The organism is Adlercreutzia sp. ZJ473 (genome assembly GCF_013185065.1).
GTDB lineage: Bacteria > Actinomycetota > Coriobacteriia > Coriobacteriales > Eggerthellaceae > CAAEEV01.
Genome location: NZ_JAAVTO010000053.1, coordinates 1 through 17,599 on the forward strand (window position 1 = coordinate 1; position 17,599 = coordinate 17,599).

The following is a 17,599-nucleotide window of genomic DNA, read 5'->3' on the forward strand; positions in this document are numbered from 1 at the left end:
GCGGGGGTCGTCAAAGGGGCGGAGCCCCTTGCATGCCAATGGAGGGGCGGCTTGCCGCCGCCCCGACGGACTTTGAAAGCAGATGCGAGCGGCTTGTTGCAGGCGGAATAAATCAGCGTTTACCTAGCCCCTTGTTTGGGGCGCGGCGTTGGCGAAGCCAACTTGGCCCCAAGGCGGGGCTATCTGAAACGCCTCAGAAGCCCTCGCTGACGTTACGAACGACCAGGGACGTTGAGTTTGCTCAGACGCTTCGCTTGTTCGGGCACTTCGCTCATCTGCTCGCGCATGTCATAAATATGCACGATCGTTCGCATGCTTTTTCGCAGTGGTACAATAATGCGGTTTTCCACCCTCAGGCAACTTAGGAAGAGGAGAGTCCTACATGGCACGTCCCATGACCATGGCGGAGAAGATTCTCGCCGCCCATGCGGGGTTGGACGAGGTGGAGCCGGGCCAGCTGATCGAATGCGATCTCGACCTCGTGCTCGCCAACGACGTCACCGCACCCATCGCCATCAAAACCGTCCGCCAGATCTCCGACCGGGTGTTCGACCCGGAGAAGGTGATCCTGGTGCCCGACCACTACGTCCCGAACAAGGACATCAAGAGCGCCGAGCAGGCCAAGATCGTGCGCGACTTCGCGCGCGAGCAGGGCATCACCCACTACTACGAGGTGGGCTGCATGGGCGTCGAGCACGCGCTTCTGCCCGAGCAGGGTGTCGTGGGCGCGGGCGACCTGGTCATCGGCGCCGACAGCCACACCTGCACGTACGGCGCGCTCGACGCGTTCACCACGGGCGTGGGCTCCACCGACGCGGGCGTGGGCATGGCAACCGGCCGCGCGTGGTTCAAGGTGCCCGAGACCATCAAGTTCGTCATCAACGGCAAGCTGGCCGCGGGCGTGACCGGCAAGGACGTCATCCTGCACATCATCGGCATGATCGGCGTGGACGGCGCGCTGTACAAGGCCATGGAGTTCACGGGGTCCGCCATCGAGGCCCTGCCCATGGACGAGCGCCTCTCCATCTCCAACATGGCCATCGAGGCGGGCGGCAAGGCCGGCCTCATCCCGGTCGACGACGTGACGCGCGCCTACATGGACGGACGCGCGGAGCGCCCCTACACCGCGTACTACTCTGACGAGGACGCGCAGTTCTCCCAGGTCATCACCATCGACGCGGCTGACATCGTGCCGACGGTGGCCTTCCCGCACCTGCCGAGCAACACGCGCCCGGTCGCCGAGGCGCGCGACGTGAAGATCGACCAGGCCGTCATCGGCAGCTGCACCAACGGCCGCCTCGACGACATGCGCCAGGCCGCGGCGGTGCTCAAGGGCCGCACGGTGCATCCCGACGTGCGCTGCATCGTGATCCCCGCCACGCAGAAGGTGTACCGCCAGTGCATGGAGGAGGGCCTCATGGACATCTTCCTCGACGCGAACTGCGCGGTGTCCACCCCCACGTGCGGCCCGTGCCTGGGCGGCTACATGGGCATCCTCGCCGCCGGCGAGCGCGCCATCGCCACCACGAACCGCAACTTCGTCGGCCGCATGGGCGACCCCACGAGCGAGGTGTACCTCTCCTCGCCGGCCGTCGCCGCGGCGAGCGCCGTGCTCGGCCACATCGGCCTGCCGGAAGACCTGGACTAACGCCTTTCCGAGCGAAGGGACAGAACGAAGCATCCGAAAGGAAGACGCAGATGCAATTCAAGGGAACCGCTCATCGCTACGGGCGCGACGTCGACACCGACGTCATCATCCCGGCGCGCTACCTGAACACGTCCGACCCAGCTGAGCTGGCGAAGCACTGCCTGGAGGACCTCGACGTCACGTTCGTCGAGCGCGTCCGCCCGGGCGACGTCATCGTGGCCGACGAGAACTTCGGCTGCGGCAGCTCGCGCGAGCACGCGCCCATCGCCATCAAGGCCGCGGGCGTCGACGTGGTCATCGCCAAGAGCTTCGCGCGCATCTTCTACCGCAACTCCATCAACACGGGCTTGGCCATCATGGAGTGCCCCGAGGCCGTCGACGCCATCAAGCAGGGCGACGTGGTGAGCGTCGACGCCGACGCGGGCCTGATCACCGACGAGACCACGGGCGCGACGTTCACCGCCCAGCCCTTCCCGCCGTTCATCGCCGAGATCATCGAGGCGGGAGGTTTGGTGAATCGCTGGAAGGCGAAGCTGGCGCAAGCGTAGCGGTGCTATCATGGGCGCATGTGCCCGCATGCGGGTTTCGAGCATGCGGACGTTCCGACCTCGAAGGAGCGTGTGATCATGGCGCAAGGCGCATCGGGCCCGCAAGACCCATCAGATCTTCTCCGGCAACTCACCCCATCTTGGCTCACGCGACCCGAGGGAGACGCTCCCTCGGGCGCGCTTGTCTCATCCGCCGCGCCATCTGCCGCATGGCGCACGCCGCTCTCGCGTCGCGGCTTTCTCGCCGCGTCGGCGCTGGCGGCCTCGATGCTCCTCGTCGGCGCGCCAGGCGCGCCCCACACGCCTGGCGCATCTGGCGTGCCGGGCCTCGGCGCGCAGCCGGCTTGGGCGGATGACTACGACAACAACGTGGGCGAAAACCTCTCCGACTACATCATCCGCCTGCGTCCCAAGGGCTTCCTGCGCACGGTGAGCGTGCACGGCGACGGCACGGTCGTCGGGCAGGTGTGCTGGCTCTACCAGCAGGGCACCTCGAGCAAGCACCACCTGTCGTGGCATAGCGACTACGGCGGATACTCCATCCACACGATGTCCAACTTCGAGGAGAAGAAGCTCTCGTCGAACAACGTCTGGTCGGTTGACGACGACAGCAAGGACGAGGGGAAGGCCATCCACGTGTGGAGCGGCGACTACGACAAGAAGAAGAGCCGCGTGTTCAAGTTCCGCCGCCAAGACGACGGCACCTACCTCATCAAGAACGTGAACAGCGGCAAGTACCTCTCGCTCGAGAACGTCAACGACGACGCCAACGAGAACAAGGTGGTGCAGCGCGGGAACGCGATGGCATGGGAGGTCGAGATCGTCGGCGTGGGCGTGGCGGGCAGCTCGGACGATGACACGGACGAGCGCTACCCCAGCTCTGACTTCTGCGAGAAGTACAGCAGCTTCCCGCTTGGCCCGTGCTGGATGGGCGCGATGGCGCCCGTGAGCAGCGACGCGCTTCTCTCGCAGATCTCCCTGCCCGGCACGCACGACTCAGGCGCGCTCAGCATCGACAACGACACCGAGCCGCAGACTTCCATGGCAAAGTGCCAGCAGGACTACATCCCCACGCAGCTCAACCTGGGCATTCGCTACCTGGACATGCGCCTGGGAAACGGGGACGACCCCGGCGTGAACCACGGCGGCATGTACGCGTACCGCAAGGACCATGCGGGCCTGAAGCTCTCCGACGTCTTCGGGTACTGCAAGACCTTCCTGGGCGCGAACCCGACTGAGACCATCGTCATGCTGGCCACGAACTCCGACGGCGACAACGCCAAGATCACGAGCGCCTTCGCGAAGTACCTGGGCGAGAAGAAGGACGATTCAGACGAGACGTGGTTCTACGACGGAAGGCGCGTCCCCACGCTCGGCGAGGCGCGCGGCAAGATCGTGCTCCTGCGCCGCTTCACGCCGGAAGGGGCCGACAAGGACAAGTACCAGTACGGCATCGACCTGCACGACTGGGATTCCAAGGTGGAGGAGAGCGGCGAAGACGGGCTCGGCCTCATCCACGAGGAGCTGGTCGAGGAGAAGAGCGGCGACGCCGTGGATCGTCATTACACGACCGTGTACGCGCAGGACAACTACAACGTCCCAGCTGACGACAAGCCTCCCTATGTTGACGCGGCGCTCGCGGACGCGGTGAAGCTCCCCGATGACAACACGCAGAAGGTCAAGGTCATGGTGGACGACAAGGAGCAGGATGCAGACGTCCCCAAGGCGAACTACGCCGTCAACTACACGTCGAGCTCGCGGTTCGTCCACTCGTACAGCAACCCGTTCTACGCCGCCCAGGCGATGAACGAGCACCTATACCGGAGCCCCTACTTCTGCAACAGCCGCGTGAACACGTCGTCGCACCAATACGAGTTCATCGGCATCATCCCGTCTGACTTCACGGACGCGGTGCTCGCGCGCAGCGTCTACGAGCGCCAGACGCTCCAGCCGGAGATCATACCCGGCGCTTGCGCCGTGCCGCCTGACCAGGTGACGCTCACCTACGGCGATGACTTCGCGAGCGCGCAGTTCGCGGGCGGCGGAAGGTGCGGCAAGGACTACTACAAGCTGAAGGGAGCCTCGGCGCCGCTCGACGTGGCGCACGCGGGAGCGGGGCTGGGGGCCACGTGCGCGCTGGCGTACGTGTCGGTCGACCCCTTCGGCCCCGAGCAGGAGATGTGGTCGAAGGAAGGCGTTCCCATCACGGTGCTGCCGCGCCCGGTGAGCCTGGCGTGGGAGGGGATCGACGGGCTCGTCTCGGCCGCCGACGTGCGCTCGAAGGTGGTGGCGAAGCTGCAGAACGTCATCGACGGAGACGACCTCTTTGCGCGCCTGGAGTTCTGCTACGATAGCAAAGGCGCGCCAGGAGCCGTCGTGGACGCCTCGAAGCTCGGGGCGCTCGGCGAGGGCACCTACTGGGTGCGCGCCGCGGGGCTTGCCGGCGAGAAGGCGGTGGACTACGAGCTGGTCGACGACGGGCGCGTCAGCTTCACCGTGTCACCCGCGAGCGCGGGCGGCGAAGGCGCGGACGCGGGCTCGGGCTCGGCTGGCGCTGCGGACGCGGGCTCGAGCTCGGCTGACGCTGCGGACGCGGGTTCGGGCTCGGCCGGCGCTGCGAGCGCGGGCACGCCGTTGGCGCCGACCGGCGATGACGCGGGCGTCGCGAGCAGAGCGGCGGGCGCCGTTGCCGTGGCGGCGGCGGTTGCCGCGGCGGGCGCGTGCGCGTGCGCCTCTGCCGACGACGGCGCAGACGCGTTGCGCTAAGGGGTCTGCGCGGAACGTGCGCGGACTCGGGTTTTGAAAGGAAGAGCATGACGAACTACAAGATTTGCCTGCTGCCGGGTGACGGCATCGGGCCGGAGATCATCGCCGAGGGCGTGAAGGTGATGAACGCAGCGGGCGCGAAGTACGGCGTCACGTTCACGTGCACCGAGGCGCTCATCGGCGGCTGCGCCATCGACGCCGCGGGCACGGCGCTGCCGGACGAGACGCTTGAGGTGGCGAACGCCTCCGACGCCGTTCTCCTAGCGGCGGTGGGCGGCCCGAAGTGGGACACCACCGACCCGGCCAAGTCGCGTCCCGAGCAGGGGCTTCTGGGCATCCGCAAGGCGCTGGGCCTCTACACCAACCTGCGCCCCGTGCAGATCTTCAACGCGCTGGCTGACGCCTCCACGCTCAAGCCCGAGGTCATCGACGGGGTCGACATGATGATCGTGCGCGAGCTCACGGGCGGCCTGTACTTCGGGAAGCGCGAGCGCTTCTACGACGAGGAGGGCGCCGGCGCAGGCGGCGCGCGCGGGCAGCGCGCCTACGACACGCTCGAGTACCGCGAGTACGAGATCGAGCGCATCGCGCGCCAGGCGTTCGAGGCTGCGCGCAAGCGCCGCGGCAAGGTGACGAGCGTCGACAAGGCCAACGTGCTCGAGACGAGCCGCATGTGGCGCGAGGTCGTGCACCGCGTGGGGGAGGAGTACCCCGACGTGGAGCTCGAGGACCTGCTGGTGGACAACACCGCCATGCAGCTCATCAACCGCCCGGCCGACTTCGACGTCGTGGTGACCGAGAACATGTTCGGCGACATCCTGTCTGACGAGGCCGCGCAGATCACGGGCTCGCTCGGCATGCTGGCGAGCGCGAGCTTGGGCGACGGCGTGGCGCTCTACGAGCCGAGCCACGGAAGCGCGCCCGACATCGCGGGGCGCGGCATCGCCAACCCGCTCGCGCAGATCCTCTCGGTGGAGATGATGCTGCGCTACAGCTTCGGCATGACGGAAGCTGCCGACGACGTCAAGCGCGCGGTGACCGAGGTGCTCGACGAGGGCTGGCGCACCGGCGACATCAAGGACGCCGAGACGCCCGCCGACCACGTGGTGGGCACCGTGCAGATGGGCGACCTGGTAGTCGCGCACCTGTAAGGCCGATTTGCAGAGGAGAGACTCATGAGCAACACGTTTAAGCTGGCCGTGCCCACGCTGGGCGAGGCGGGCCTGGAGGGCGAGCGCAGCGGGCACTTCGGCCACTGCGACTGCTTCACCATCGTCGACATCGCCGACGGCGAGATCACCGCGGTCGGCGTGCTCGACAACCCGCCGCACGAGGAGGGCGGCTGCCTGCGCCCCGTCAAGCTGCTGCATGACGCGGGCGTCGACGCCATCGTGGCGGCCGGCATGGGCATGCGCCCGATGATGGGCTTCGCCGACGCGGGCATCACGGTGTACTTCGAGAACCGCACGCCGAACGTGGGCGACGTCGCCAAGCTGGTGGCTGCGGGCGAGGTGCCCACCATGGGTCCCGAGAACGCCTGCCACCACTAGGCAAGGGCCAAGGCAAAAAGCAAGAGCAAGAGGGCGCCCGCCAGCAGGCGGGCGCCCTCTTGCTCTGGGCGGAAATCCCTATCGCGGCATCCACTTGTTCAGCATGCGCGCGAGCGACTCGATATCCAGGGGCTTGGCCATGTGGTCGTTCATGCCCGAGGCGTGCGCGTGGCGGATGTCCTCGACGAACGCGTCGGCGGAGAGCGCCACGATGGGGATCTCCGCCAGGTCCGGTCGCGCGACGGCCGCCGCGCGAATGGCGCTCGACGCCTCGTATCCGTCCATGACCGGCATCTGGATGTCCATCAGCACGATGTCGTAGTAGCCGGGGTCGCGGTCGAGCAGCATGTCAACCGCGATCTGGCCGTTCTCGGCGTGCTCCACGACGGCTCCGGTCATGCCGACGAGCTCCTGGGCGATGGCAGCGGCCATCATGTTGTCCTCGGTCAAAAGGACGCGCCTGCCGGAGAAGGCGAGCCCCTCGAGGATGGCCCGCTCGTCTATCGCGCCCGCGGTCTTCCCCGACAGCACCTCCTGCATCACCCGCACCAGGCGGCTGCGGAACAGCGGCTTCGAGATGAACGCGTCCACGCCGACCTCGCGCGCCTCCTGCTCGATCACTGACCAGTCGTAGGCGGACAGGATGATGATGGGCACGCTCTTGGTGACCACCTGCCGGATGCGCTTCGCCGCCTCCAAGCCGCTCATCTGGGGCATGCGCCAGTCCAGGATGATGGCGCGGAACGGGTCGTCGTCGGCTTCGGCAGCTTGGACGGCGTCGATGCCCTCCTGGCCGGAGAGCGCGAAGGCGGAGCGCATCCCGATGTTCTCGAGCAGCGTGCAGGCTCCCTCGCAGGCGACCTCCTCGTCGTCCACCACCAGCACGCGCACGCCCTGCAGATCGCTGAGGTCCTCCCGGCCTCCGTCGCGCAGCTTCAGGTGAACCACGACGGTGAACGTGGTGCCCTCGCCCTCCTTCGACGTGACGTCGACGGTGCCGCTCATCAGCGAGACGACGCTCTTCACGATGGCCATGCCGAGGCCCGTGCCCTCTACCTTGGTCGTGCGCGAGTCGTGGGCGCGCGCGAAGGGCTCGAAGATGACCTTCAGGAACTCCTCGCTCATGCCGCAGCCGGTGTCGCTGAAGGTGAACTCGTAGCAGCCGCATTCGGGGATGCGGCTGGGGAGCTCGGCGATGCGCAGCCCGATGGTGCCGCCCTCGGGGGTGAACTTCACGGAGTTGCCCATGATGTTCACGAACACCTGCTGGAGGCGGGTGGGGTCGCCGATCACGTGCTCGTGCTTGATGTCCGTCAGCTCGACCTTGAGCTCCTGCCCCTTCGAGGCGATCTGGGGGTTCATGATGCTGATGAGGCTCTCGACGGACTCGGACAGGTTGAAGGGCTCGTCTGCCAGGCCGATGGTGCCCGACTCGATCTTCGCCATGTCGAGCACCTCGTTGATGAGCCCGAGCAGATGCTTGCTCGCGGCGGTGATGTTGTTGAGGCACTCGTGCACGCGGTCGGGGTCGTCCGCGTGCATGCTGGCGATGGCGGTGAGCCCCATGATGGAGTTCATGGGCGTGCGGATGTCGTGCGACATGGAGTTCAGGAAGTCGCTCTTGGCCCGGGAGGCGTGCTCCGCCGCCCGGAACGCGTCTTCCAGGGCGATGCGGCTCGCGATCTCCCGCTCCTTGGCGCTCGTGATGTCCTGGACGGCGACGAGCAGGCTGATCGGCTCGCCGTCGGCGTCGCGGTTCAGGCACAGGGTGGAGGACTGGAGCCAGCGGCCGCCGGCTTCGTCGGTCGTCCGCCACTCGTTCTTGACGTAGGGCTCTCCCGAGCGGAGCGCCTTCCTCGCGTCGCTCTCGTCGAGGAAGAGGGCGGCCGGCGCGTCGCTGGCCGAGCTGTCTATCTGCGCCTTGAAGTGGGCGCGCAGGTCGCGGTAGCTGCCTCTCGCGGGCAGGCTGCTCTCGGCGTTGTCGTTCTTCAGAAGCTCGTAGGTGCCGTCAACCAGGTTGACGGACAGCAGGTTGTTGAAGAGGTTCGTCGACGCGTCGATGATGCGGTTGGCCTCCTGCCGCTCGAGCAGCAGCTCCCGGTTTTTCGCGCGCGCCTGCAGCAGGAAGACCGCGATGACGACGACGCTCGCGATGAGCATGCCGATGATGACGACGACGCCGGAGGCGTTCGCCTCTGAGATCATGCTGTTGGTGATGGCCGAGGGGAACGAGCGCACGAGCACCCAATCGTAGGAGGGGAGCTTGATCAGGAAGGTGTTGCCCGTCCCTGCGGACGTGCGGTACGTGAAGTCGGCGGCAGCTCCCGCGGAGGTGGCCTCGACCAGGTCGTTGATGCTCTCCCCGTCGAACTCCTTGTCGGCGAACACCTCGCTGATGTTCTCGGCGTCCTCCCTGGTGGGGTCGGCTTGCGCGACCACGGTGCCGTCGGCTGTGCACAGGTAGGTGGGGGTGGTCTGCCCGTAGAACTCGGTGGTCATGGCTCCGACGAGGGTGTCCTCGTGGAGCACCGCCACCAAGACGCCGGTGACGTTGTCGCCGTCGTACACGGGGGCGTAGAAGGCGAGGATGTTGTTGCCGTCGAACAGGGCGTTCTCGACGAAGCACACGCCGCTTTCGCCCTGCATGCCCGCCTGGTAGTAGAGCCGGTCGGAGGCGTCGGCGATGACGCCTCCGCCGTTGTAGGCGGTGCCGTCGGCGGTGACGTAGAACGTGTTGTCAAACTGGGAGCTGGCGTAGTCGGCGATGACGTCCTCGGCGCTGATGTCCTCGTCCTTGAGCGCGCGCTCGCAGATCTTGGCGGCGCCCCTCAGGTTGCTGAGGGCGCCGTCGAACACGTCGTTGATGCGCCGCGCCGTCTGGTTGGCTGACGTCTCGAGGTACTCGTTGGTCTGGCTGATGACGCGCTGGGAGTTCACGTTCATGAACAGGAGCAGCGCCGCGGCGAGGATGGCGGCGGCTGCGCAGATCGCCAGAAGGCGGTTGCGCGTCTCTCTTTCGGTGCGTGGCTTGCTCATCAAATGACCTCATATGCTCGGAAGTTGGCTCTCTGCACGAGGCAGCTCGCAGGCTCGTGCGCATCGCAGGCCATTATATAAGTTAACGCGGCCTGGCGCAGGGGTCCCCGCGGATAAATTCGAGGGAATTCGACGCGGGGAAAGGGCCCTGCCGGGGGCGGGGTGACAACGCGAGGGAGTCCTGCGTCCGCGGGCGGCCACGGGCGGCCGCATCCCCGGCAGCGGGGGCGCCCGCGTCCCCGGGCGGTGCGAATGCCTCGCCGCTTTCCGCGCGTCTGCGCTACAATGGTCAGGTTTACGATTACGGCAGAGAAGGACTCACCCATGGCAATCCAAGCACCCGAAGGCACCAAAGACCTGCTTCCCGACGAGGCGCTGTTCTGGACGCACTTCAAGGCGGTGGCGGCGCGCGTGTTCGGCGCGTACGGCTACGTGCCCATCGAGACGCCCGTCATCGAGCAGACCGAGCTCTTCGTGCGCGGCATCGGCGAGGCCACCGACGTGGTGAGCAAGGAGATGTTCACCTCGCTCTCGGGCGAGAACCTGAAGAAGCTGCTTTCCGGCGGCACCGTCAAGAGCAAGAGCCGCCTGTCGATGCGCCCCGAGGGCACGGCGGGCGTGGTGCGCGCCGTGGTGCAGCACGACCTGGTGCCGCAGGGCGCGGCGCCGGCGAAGCTCATGTACGCGGGCCAGATGTTCCGCGCCGAGCGCCCGCAGAAGGGCCGCCAGCGCCAGTTCAACCAGGTGGGCGTGGAGTGCCTGGGCGCCGAGGAGCCCACGGTCGACGCCGAGGCCATCATCATGCTCATGCGCTTCTACCGCGAGATCGGCATTCCCGCCTCCGACACGCGCCTGCTTGTCAACTCCATGGGCTGCGACGCATGCCGCCCGGCGTACCGCGAGCAGGTGCGCGCCTACATGGCCGAGCATGCCGACGAGCTGTGCGAGACGTGCATGACGCGCGCGGAGCTGAACCCGCTGCGCGCCTTCGACTGCAAGAACCCCGGCTGCGCGGCCGTGATGGAGGGCGCGCCGAAGATCACCGACCATCTGTGCGACGACTGCCGCGAGCACTACGAGACGGTGAAGGCGCTGCTCGACGGCGCGGGCGTGGCCTATGCGGAGGACGCCAAGCTCGTGCGCGGCCTCGACTACTACACGCGCACGGTGTTCGAGGTGCAGGTGGACAACGGCATGGGCAGCCAGAACGCCATCGGCGGCGGCGGGCGCTACGACAAGCTGGCCGAGGAGGTGGGCGGCCGGCCCACGCCGGGCCTCGGCTTCGCGCTGGGGTACGAGCGCTGCGTGCTCGCGCTGCAGGCGGCGGGCGTGGAGTTCCCCCGCGCGCAGAGGTGCGACCTGTTCGTGGCGTGCGTGGACGCGAGCGTGCGCACGGCGGCGTTCTCGCTCGTGCAGCGCTGCCGCGACGCGGGGATGGCGGCCGACATGGACCATCAGAAGCGCAGCCTGAAGAGCCAGTTCAAGCTGGCCGACAAGCTCGGCGCCGCGCACGTGGCCGTCCTCGGCCCCGACGAGCTGGCGGCCGGCCAGGTGAAGCTGCGCGACATGGGCACCCACGAGGAGCGCCTCGTGGCGCTCGAGGACGCGGTGCCCGCGCTCTTGGCGCAGGGCTAGGCGGGCAGCGCGCGCGGGCCTGCCGCCGCGCAGCACGTTCCCGTGCGCGGGCCTGCCGCCGCGTGGCGCGCCCCCTGCTCGGCCGCGCTCTTAGCGGGGAATTAGCCGCGGGGGAGTGATTTTCCCGCTCAGACGCGGGGCTTCTGTCGTACAATAATCAAGTTTGGGATAAGCTCCCCTCGCCTGCGCGCCTGCGACGGCGTGCCTGCGTGCCGCGCGGGCCGCCGCGACGCGCGGCCATGCCGTCGCGCATCGCGTCTCGCGCATGCCGTGCCTTCGCGCGCCGTCGCGCGCAGGCGAGGGGTGGAAGCTAAGAGGCTCAAGGAGAACGAACTGTCATGGCAGATCTGAAGAACGAATACTGCATGCACACCGCCACCTGCGGCGAGCTGCGTGCGCAGGACACGGGCCGCGAGGTCGTGCTCACCGGCTGGGCGTGGCACAACCGCGACCACGGCGGGCTCATCTTCTGCGACTTGCGCGACCGCGAGGGCTACACGCAGATCGTGGTCGACCCCGACTGCGTGAGCGCGGAGGACTTCGCGCGCGCCGAGCATCTGGGCCGCGAGTACGTGCTGAAGGTCACCGGCAAGGTGCGCGAGCGCGCCGCCGAGGCCGTGAACCCCAACATGGCCACGGGCGAGATCGAGGTCCTGGCGAGCGCGATCGAGGTGCTCAACACCTCCGTCACCCCGCCGTTCTCCATCGAAGACGGCATCGAGACCGACGAGACCACGCGCATGAAGTGGCGCTACCTCGACATCCGCCGTCCCGAGATGTACGCCTCGCTGCGCCTGCGCCACACGGTGGCCCAGGCGATGCGCCAGGCCCTCAACGAGCGCGGCTTCCTTGAGATCGAGACGCCCATCCTGGCTAACTCCACGCCCGAGGGCGCGCGCGACTACATCGTGCCGAGCCGCCCGAACCCCGGCAAGTTCTACGCGCTGCCGCAGAGCCCGCAGCAGTTCAAGCAGATGCTCATGTGCGCGGGCGTCGAGCGCTACTACCAGATCGCGCGCTGCTTCCGCGACGAGGACCTGCGCGCCGACCGCCAGCCCGAGTTCACGCAGGTGGACATCGAGATGTCGTTCGTGCAGGGCGAGGACGTCATGAACATGATGGAGGGCGTCATGGCCGAGACGCTCGCCGCCGCAGGCGTCGAGCACGCCTTCCCGCTCGAGCGCATGCCCTACGCCGAGGCCATGGAGCGCTTCGGCTGCGACCGCCCCGACACGCGCTTCGGCATGGAGCTCGTGAACCTCACCGAGATCGTGCGCGGCTGCGGCTTCGGCGTGTTCGCCCGCGCCGTCGAGGCCGGCGGCGTGGTGAAGGCCGTCAACTGCAAGGGCGCCGGCGACTGGAGCCGCGGCGACGTGGAGAAGCTCGCCGACATCGCGGCGGCCAACGGCGCGAAGGGCATGGCCTGGATCGCCTTCACGTCCGACGGCAAGGAGAAGAGCCCCATCATCAAGTTCTTCGAGGAGGACGTGTACGCGCGCCTCAAGGAGGCCATGGGCGTGGAAGCGGGCGACCTGCTGCTGTTCGCGGCCGACAAGGCCGAGGTGGCCAACGCCGTGCTCTCGGCGCTGCGCCTGCACATGGCCGACCGCCTGGGCATCCCGCGCGAGGGCCACAGCCTGCTGTGGGTGGTGAACTTCCCCATGTTCAAGTACGACGAGGACGAGAAGAAGTACGCCGCCGAGCACCACCCGTTCACGCACGTGCTCGACGAGGACCTGGACCGCATCGAGACCGAGCCTCTGGCGTGCGGATCCTACAGCTACGATTTGGTCATGGACGGCTTCGAGGTGGGCGGCGGCACCATCCGCATCCACAACGCCGAGGAGCAGCGCCGCGTGCTGCGCGTGTGCGGCCTGACTGACGAGCAGATCGACGAGAAGTTCGGGCACCTCATCCACGCGCTCGAGCTGGGCGCCCCGCCGCATGGCGGCATCGCGCTGGGCCTCGACCGCCTCGTCATGCTGCTGGCGGGCAAGGACTCCATCCGCGACGTCATCGCGTTCCCGAAGACGTCGAGCGCAAGCGATCCCATGACGGGCGCGCCGAGCGCCGTCACCGGCCGGCAGCTCAAGGAGGTCAGCCTCCGCACGCTGTAGGCGCTGCCGCGCGGCCGTCTCCACGTGCCGCGCCCCCACGCGCCAGCATTGCTTTACCTCGAGCGTCCGGCCTTCTGGCCGGGCGCTTTTTCATTCCGGGAGTACGAGACGCGAAAAACGCTCAACCCTACGGCTAGGTAATTCGAAGGAAAGCGAGGTTGAGGTATGGAGCGGAAGACTTTGACGGTGGAAGCGGAGACGAGGGCGACAGGGTCACAGGCGACGGAGCCGCAGGCGGCGCAGCCGTCCGACAGGCGCGAGAGCGCGCGCAAGGCGGTGGTGTACGGGTACGCGCGCGTGTCGGCACGTGACCAGAACCTGGCGCGTCAGATCGACGCGCTGCTGGAGTTCGGCGTCAAGCGGCGGCTCATCTACGAGGATCGTGCGAGCGGGCGCGACTTCGACCGCCCGGGGTTCCGGCGGCTGATGCGCCGGCTGCGCGCGGGCGACGTGGTGGTGGTGAAGAGCATCGACCGGCTGGGCCGCTGTTACAGCGAGATCCTCGAGCAGTGGCGCGTGCTCACCAAGGAGCGCGGCGTCGACGTGGTGGTGCTCGACATGCCGCTGCTCGACACGCGCACCCGCGTGGACGGCGTGACCGGCGCCTTCTTGGCCGACGTGGTGCTGCAGCTTCTGAGCTACGTGGCGCAGGTGGAGCGCGACAACATACGCCAGCGCCAAGCCGAGGGCATCGCCGCAGCCCATGCGCGCGGCGTGCGCTTCGGCCGCCCGCGCCTCGAGCGTCCCGAGCCCTACGGGGACGTGCTCGAGGGCTACTTGGCGGGCCTGCTCACGCGCAAGGAGGCGTCAGCCGCCCTCGGCGTGAGCACGGCCACGTTCGACCGCTGGAAGCGGGAGGACTTGGAGCGACGCACCGTATAAATTGTCACGAATGACAAAGAATTTGTCTTTAACGACAAAGTATTTGTCACGAACAACTTGAAAACCACAGTGAGAAAAGGTAGACTTTTTGCAAGAGGTCGGCGAACGTGGAAAGAAGCTGGGAAAGAGAGGTTTTCCAGCGATTTGACACGGAAATCGCGTTGAATGCGCGCAAAGGAAGACGTTGCGTATAAATTGTCACGAATGACAAAGAATTTGTCTTTAACGACAAAGTATTTGTCACGAACAACTTGAAAACCACAGTGAGAAAAGGTAGACTTTTTCGCAACGTCTTCCTTTGCGCGCATTCAACGCGATTTCCGTGTCAAATCGCTGGAAAACCTCTCTTTCCCAGCTTCTTTCCACGTTCGCCGACCTCTTGCAAAAAGTCTACCTTTCCTGTGTTTGTGATGGTGGGGCGTGCTTTTTCGCAGGGCCTCACAAATTGAAGGACATGGCCAGAAATCGGTCATGAAAGACAACAGAGGGAATGCCGCCCCGAGGCGGGGTGGTCTTTTTTATCGCATCTTGCTCTCTCTGCTGATCATGCTCGCGCCGAATGTGGCTGACTTCGGCAAATCTGCAGGTGAATAGCTTGAAGGGTCTTTTGCGCCACGGCGGGGCCCGAACTTGCCGCGGTGCGCGTTCGGCGCTCGAACTGCGCCGTAGAGAGGGGGACGGTGGCTTATGGGCAGGTTGAGCAGCAAGGAGGGGGCCTCCCGGCTCACGCCGCTGCAGCAGCGCATCTTGGGCTTCATCGTCGAGCGCTCGACGATGGGCGGCGGTCACGCGTACTGCACCAAGCGGGAGATCGCCGAGTTCATGAAGTGCAGCGCGAAGACCGTGGACCGCGCGATCGTGCGCCTGCGGTCCGAGGGCGTGATCGAGTCGCATCCCCGCTTCAACGAAAGCGGAGGCCAGGAGGGCAACGCCTATCGCGTGGCGGCCTCCGAGTAGCCTCGGCGCCGAGCCAGCCTCTTTCGCCCCTTCCGCCGCCTTCTCGTGGAGTTTTGGAGAACCTGCTGATTTCGACGGGTTTGCCCTTCGTTCCCCTATACTAGGTCGGGTGCTTGCGAGTGCATCGAACGGGCCTGGGCGGCGCCACGTTCCGAACCTGGTCAGGTCCGGGAGGAAGCAGCCATAAGGGACCGCTGACGAGCGCCCATGCCTGTTCGGTGCACTTCTCCGCGCGCTGCGCCCTGCGCTCGCGCTGGCTTGCACGCCGCGCGCAGCCGCCGTCATGCGGCTTGCGGCCAAAGAAATGCTCGCTTGCAGTGCCAACCTCCGGGTTGGCATTATCGTGTGAAGGGCTCTTTGTGGAAATCATCAACTTTTTCGTCAACCTGCTGAAGGACCCGCGCGGGCAGATCGCCGCGTGGATCATCGCGCTGGGGCCGGTGTGGGTTTACACGCCGCTGTTCCTCATCGTGTTCATCGAGACGGGCCTGGTGTTCTTCCCGTTCCTCCCCGGCGACTCGCTGCTGTTCGCGGCGGGCGTGTTCTCAGCCGACGGCGGCGGGCTCAACGTGGTGGCCACGCTGCTCGTGTTCTACACGGCGGCCATCCTCGGCAACACGTCGAACTACTGGATCGCGCGCTTCTTCGGCAAGCGCATCATCGACTCCGGCAAGGTGAAGGCGCTCACGCCCGAGCGCATGGAGAAGCTCGACCACTTCTTCGAGAAGTACGGCGGCCTCACCATCGTCATCACGCGCTTCATGCCGTTCTTCCGCACGTTCGCGCCCTTCATCGCGGGCACCGGCCACATGAACTTCGCGAAGTTCACGTTCTACAACTGCGTCGGCGGCATCTCGTGGGTGAGCCTGTTCGTGCTGGTGGGGTACTTCTTCGGCGGCATCCCGCTCGTCCAGGACCACTTCGAGGTCATCGTGCTCGGCATCGTGGCCGTGTCGGTCGCGCCCGCCATCATCGGCGCCGTCAAGGCCGCCATGAGCTCCCGCAAGAACAAGAAATAGGGGCTGGCCGGCGCGCGCACGGCTTGGCGCGAGCTTGCATGGCCGGCGCGGGCTTGCATGGCTTGACGCGGGCGCGCATGGCTTGACGCGGGCGCGCGGACGGGGGTTTGCGCTATGATGGGCGGGTAACCTTTTACTGAGAGAGGCGCACCGCATGGCAGAGGCACTGTATCGCAAATACCGTCCGCAGATCTTCGAGGACGTGGTGGGGCAAGAGCACATCGAGCGCACCATCAAGAACGCCGTCGAGTCTGACAAGGTGAGCCACGCGTACCTGTTCACGGGCCCGCGCGGCACCGGCAAGACCACCACGGCGCGCCTGCTCGCCAAGGCGCTGCTCTGCCAGGGCGGCCCCACGCCCGAGCCCGACGGCACGTGCGAGGACTGCGCGATGATCGCCGCGGGCGAGCACCCCGACGTCTACGAGCTCGACGCCGCGTCGCGCACGGGCGTGGAGAACGTGCGCGAGGAGATCATCGGCCGCGTGCAGTTCGCCCCCACGCGCGGGCGCTACAAGATCTACATCATCGACGAGGTCCACATGCTGTCGACGGCGGCGTTCAACGCGCTGCTCAAGACGCTCGAGGAGCCGCCGAGCCACGTGGTGTTCATCCTGGCCACCACCGACCCGCAGAAGGTCCCCGAGACCATCCACTCGCGCTGCCAGCGCTTCGACTTCCGCCGCATCTCGAACGAGGCCATCGTATCGCGCCTCGGCGCCATCTGCGTGGCCGAGGGCGTGGAGTTCGAGGGCGAGGCGCTCGACTTGGTGGCGCACCGCGCGGAAGGCGGCATGCGCAACGCGCTGACCTCGCTCGAGCAGCTGATCGCGTTCGGCGAGGGCCGCGTGACCATGGAGGTCGCCGAGCGCATGCTCGGGTCGCTCGCGGTGAGCGAGCTGGGCGAGATCGTGCGGTTCGTGGGCACGCGCGACGTGGCGTCGTGCTTCCGCTGGACGGCCGAGTTCGTGGAGACGGGCGCCGACTTGGCACAGTTCACGCGCGACTTCGCCGAGCACGTGCGCAACATGTACGTGCTGTCGCTCACCGGCGCCGACGTGGCGCTCGACGTGAGCGAGAGCGTGCGGCGCGAGCTGGCCGAGGAGCTGCCGCTTTTCGGCCCCGACCGCCTCGCGCGCCTGCTGGGCGTTCTGGGCGACCTGTCAGCCGAGCTCAAGTCGTCGACCAACCCGCGGCTGTCGTTCGAGATCGCGCTCACGCGCATGGTGCGGCCCGACTCCGACCTCACGCTCGAGGCGCTCGCCGAGCGCGTGGAGGCGCTCGAGGCGGGGCACTCGGCGGTGGCGCACGTGGTGAGAGCGGGCGCTGCGAGCGTGGGCGCGGGTGCCGGTGCGGGCTCGGCGCGTGCCGGTGCGCCGGCGGGCGTTGGCTCAGGCGTGGCGGCGGAGCGTGGCGAAGGGGCCGTGCGCGAGCCGGCGGTC

General features: G+C 67.2%; 12 protein-coding genes and 1 other RNA gene. 12 read left to right on the plus strand and 1 reads right to left on the minus strand.

Features of this window, described 5'->3' with window-relative positions; translation table 11 throughout:
* Window positions 1–382: 382 nt before the first annotated feature.
* The 5 genes from leuC to HRL41_RS09755 all read left to right on the plus strand — a co-directional run bounded on the left by leuC (window position 383) and on the right by HRL41_RS09755 (window position 6,512).
* Window positions 383–1,648, plus strand: coding sequence for a 3-isopropylmalate dehydratase large subunit (gene leuC / locus HRL41_RS09735; protein WP_172136782.1), 1,266 nt, complete (start codon window positions 383–385; stop codon window positions 1,646–1,648).
* Between the two features lie 50 nt (window positions 1,649–1,698).
* Window positions 1,699–2,196: a 3-isopropylmalate dehydratase small subunit gene (locus HRL41_RS09740; RefSeq protein WP_172136784.1), complete on the plus strand. Its 498-nt coding sequence runs from the start codon at window positions 1,699–1,701 to the stop codon at window positions 2,194–2,196.
* A gap of 78 nt (window positions 2,197–2,274) precedes the next feature.
* The gene (locus HRL41_RS09745; protein WP_172136786.1) at window positions 2,275–4,962 is read left to right on the plus strand and encodes a phosphatidylinositol-specific phospholipase C domain-containing protein; all 2,688 of its coding nucleotides are present in this window, start codon (window positions 2,275–2,277) and stop codon (window positions 4,960–4,962) included.
* A gap of 47 nt (window positions 4,963–5,009) precedes the next feature.
* A complete protein-coding gene (gene leuB, locus HRL41_RS09750; RefSeq protein ID WP_172136788.1) occupies window positions 5,010–6,113 on the plus strand; it encodes a 3-isopropylmalate dehydrogenase in 1,104 nt (367 codons plus the stop codon).
* Window positions 6,114–6,137: 24 nt separating this feature from the next.
* The gene (locus HRL41_RS09755) at window positions 6,138–6,512 is read left to right on the plus strand and encodes a NifB/NifX family molybdenum-iron cluster-binding protein (RefSeq protein WP_165171980.1); all 375 of its coding nucleotides are present in this window, start codon (window positions 6,138–6,140) and stop codon (window positions 6,510–6,512) included.
* A 78-nt stretch (window positions 6,513–6,590) separates the two neighbouring features.
* Here the strand turns inward: HRL41_RS09755 and HRL41_RS09760 are convergent, their stop codons facing one another.
* Window positions 6,591–9,548, minus strand: a complete 2,958-nt coding sequence (locus tag HRL41_RS09760; RefSeq protein ID WP_172136790.1) for a hybrid sensor histidine kinase/response regulator — start codon at window positions 9,546–9,548, stop codon at window positions 6,591–6,593.
* A 324-nt stretch (window positions 9,549–9,872) separates the two neighbouring features.
* On the opposite strand from HRL41_RS09760, the gene hisS reads away from it, so the two are divergent.
* The 7 genes from hisS to dnaX form a co-directional block, all read left to right on the plus strand.
* The gene (hisS, locus tag HRL41_RS09765; protein WP_172136792.1) at window positions 9,873–11,183 is read left to right on the plus strand and encodes a histidine--tRNA ligase; all 1,311 of its coding nucleotides are present in this window, start codon (window positions 9,873–9,875) and stop codon (window positions 11,181–11,183) included.
* Between the two features lie 338 nt (window positions 11,184–11,521).
* Window positions 11,522–13,300 carry an aspartate--tRNA ligase gene (aspS, locus tag HRL41_RS09770; RefSeq protein WP_165171977.1) on the plus strand — a complete coding sequence of 593 codons (1,779 nt, stop codon included), beginning with the start codon at window positions 11,522–11,524 and terminating at the stop codon, window positions 13,298–13,300.
* A gap of 276 nt (window positions 13,301–13,576) precedes the next feature.
* Window positions 13,577–14,182, plus strand: a complete 606-nt coding sequence (locus tag HRL41_RS09775) for a recombinase family protein (RefSeq protein WP_371808834.1) — start codon at window positions 13,577–13,579, stop codon at window positions 14,180–14,182.
* 687 nt (window positions 14,183–14,869) lie between these two features.
* Window positions 14,870–15,139 (plus strand): helix-turn-helix domain-containing protein, encoded by a 270-nt coding sequence (locus tag HRL41_RS09780; protein WP_172136796.1) that lies wholly within the window; start codon window positions 14,870–14,872, stop codon window positions 15,137–15,139.
* Window positions 15,140–15,265: 126 nt separating this feature from the next.
* Window positions 15,266–15,359, plus strand: an RNA gene (gene ffs, locus HRL41_RS09785) — signal recognition particle sRNA small type.
* Between the two features lie 139 nt (window positions 15,360–15,498).
* Window positions 15,499–16,158 carry a VTT domain-containing protein gene (locus HRL41_RS09790; RefSeq protein WP_172136798.1) on the plus strand — a complete coding sequence of 220 codons (660 nt, stop codon included), beginning with the start codon at window positions 15,499–15,501 and terminating at the stop codon, window positions 16,156–16,158.
* A 154-nt stretch (window positions 16,159–16,312) separates the two neighbouring features.
* Window positions 16,313–17,599: DNA polymerase III subunit gamma/tau (gene dnaX / locus HRL41_RS09795; RefSeq protein ID WP_253904836.1), on the plus strand; the 1,287-nt coding region annotated here is incomplete at its 3' end.

Coding starts and splice junctions, on each gene's coding strand:
- HRL41_RS09740 (WP_172136784.1), top strand. CDS start 1,699: ATGCAATTCAAGGGAACCGCTCATCGCTACGGGCGCGACGTCGACACC.
- aspS (WP_165171977.1), top strand. CDS start 11,522: ATGGCAGATCTGAAGAACGAATACTGCATGCACACCGCCACCTGCGGC.
- HRL41_RS09755 (WP_165171980.1), top strand. CDS start 6,138: ATGAGCAACACGTTTAAGCTGGCCGTGCCCACGCTGGGCGAGGCGGGC.
- HRL41_RS09780 (WP_172136796.1), top strand. CDS start 14,870: ATGGGCAGGTTGAGCAGCAAGGAGGGGGCCTCCCGGCTCACGCCGCTG.
- hisS (WP_172136792.1), top strand. CDS start 9,873: ATGGCAATCCAAGCACCCGAAGGCACCAAAGACCTGCTTCCCGACGAG.
- leuC (WP_172136782.1), top strand. CDS start 383: ATGGCACGTCCCATGACCATGGCGGAGAAGATTCTCGCCGCCCATGCG.
- leuB (WP_172136788.1), top strand. CDS start 5,010: ATGACGAACTACAAGATTTGCCTGCTGCCGGGTGACGGCATCGGGCCG.
- HRL41_RS09745 (WP_172136786.1), top strand. CDS start 2,275: ATGGCGCAAGGCGCATCGGGCCCGCAAGACCCATCAGATCTTCTCCGG.
- HRL41_RS09760 (WP_172136790.1), bottom strand. CDS start 9,548: ATGAGCAAGCCACGCACCGAAAGAGAGACGCGCAACCGCCTTCTGGCG.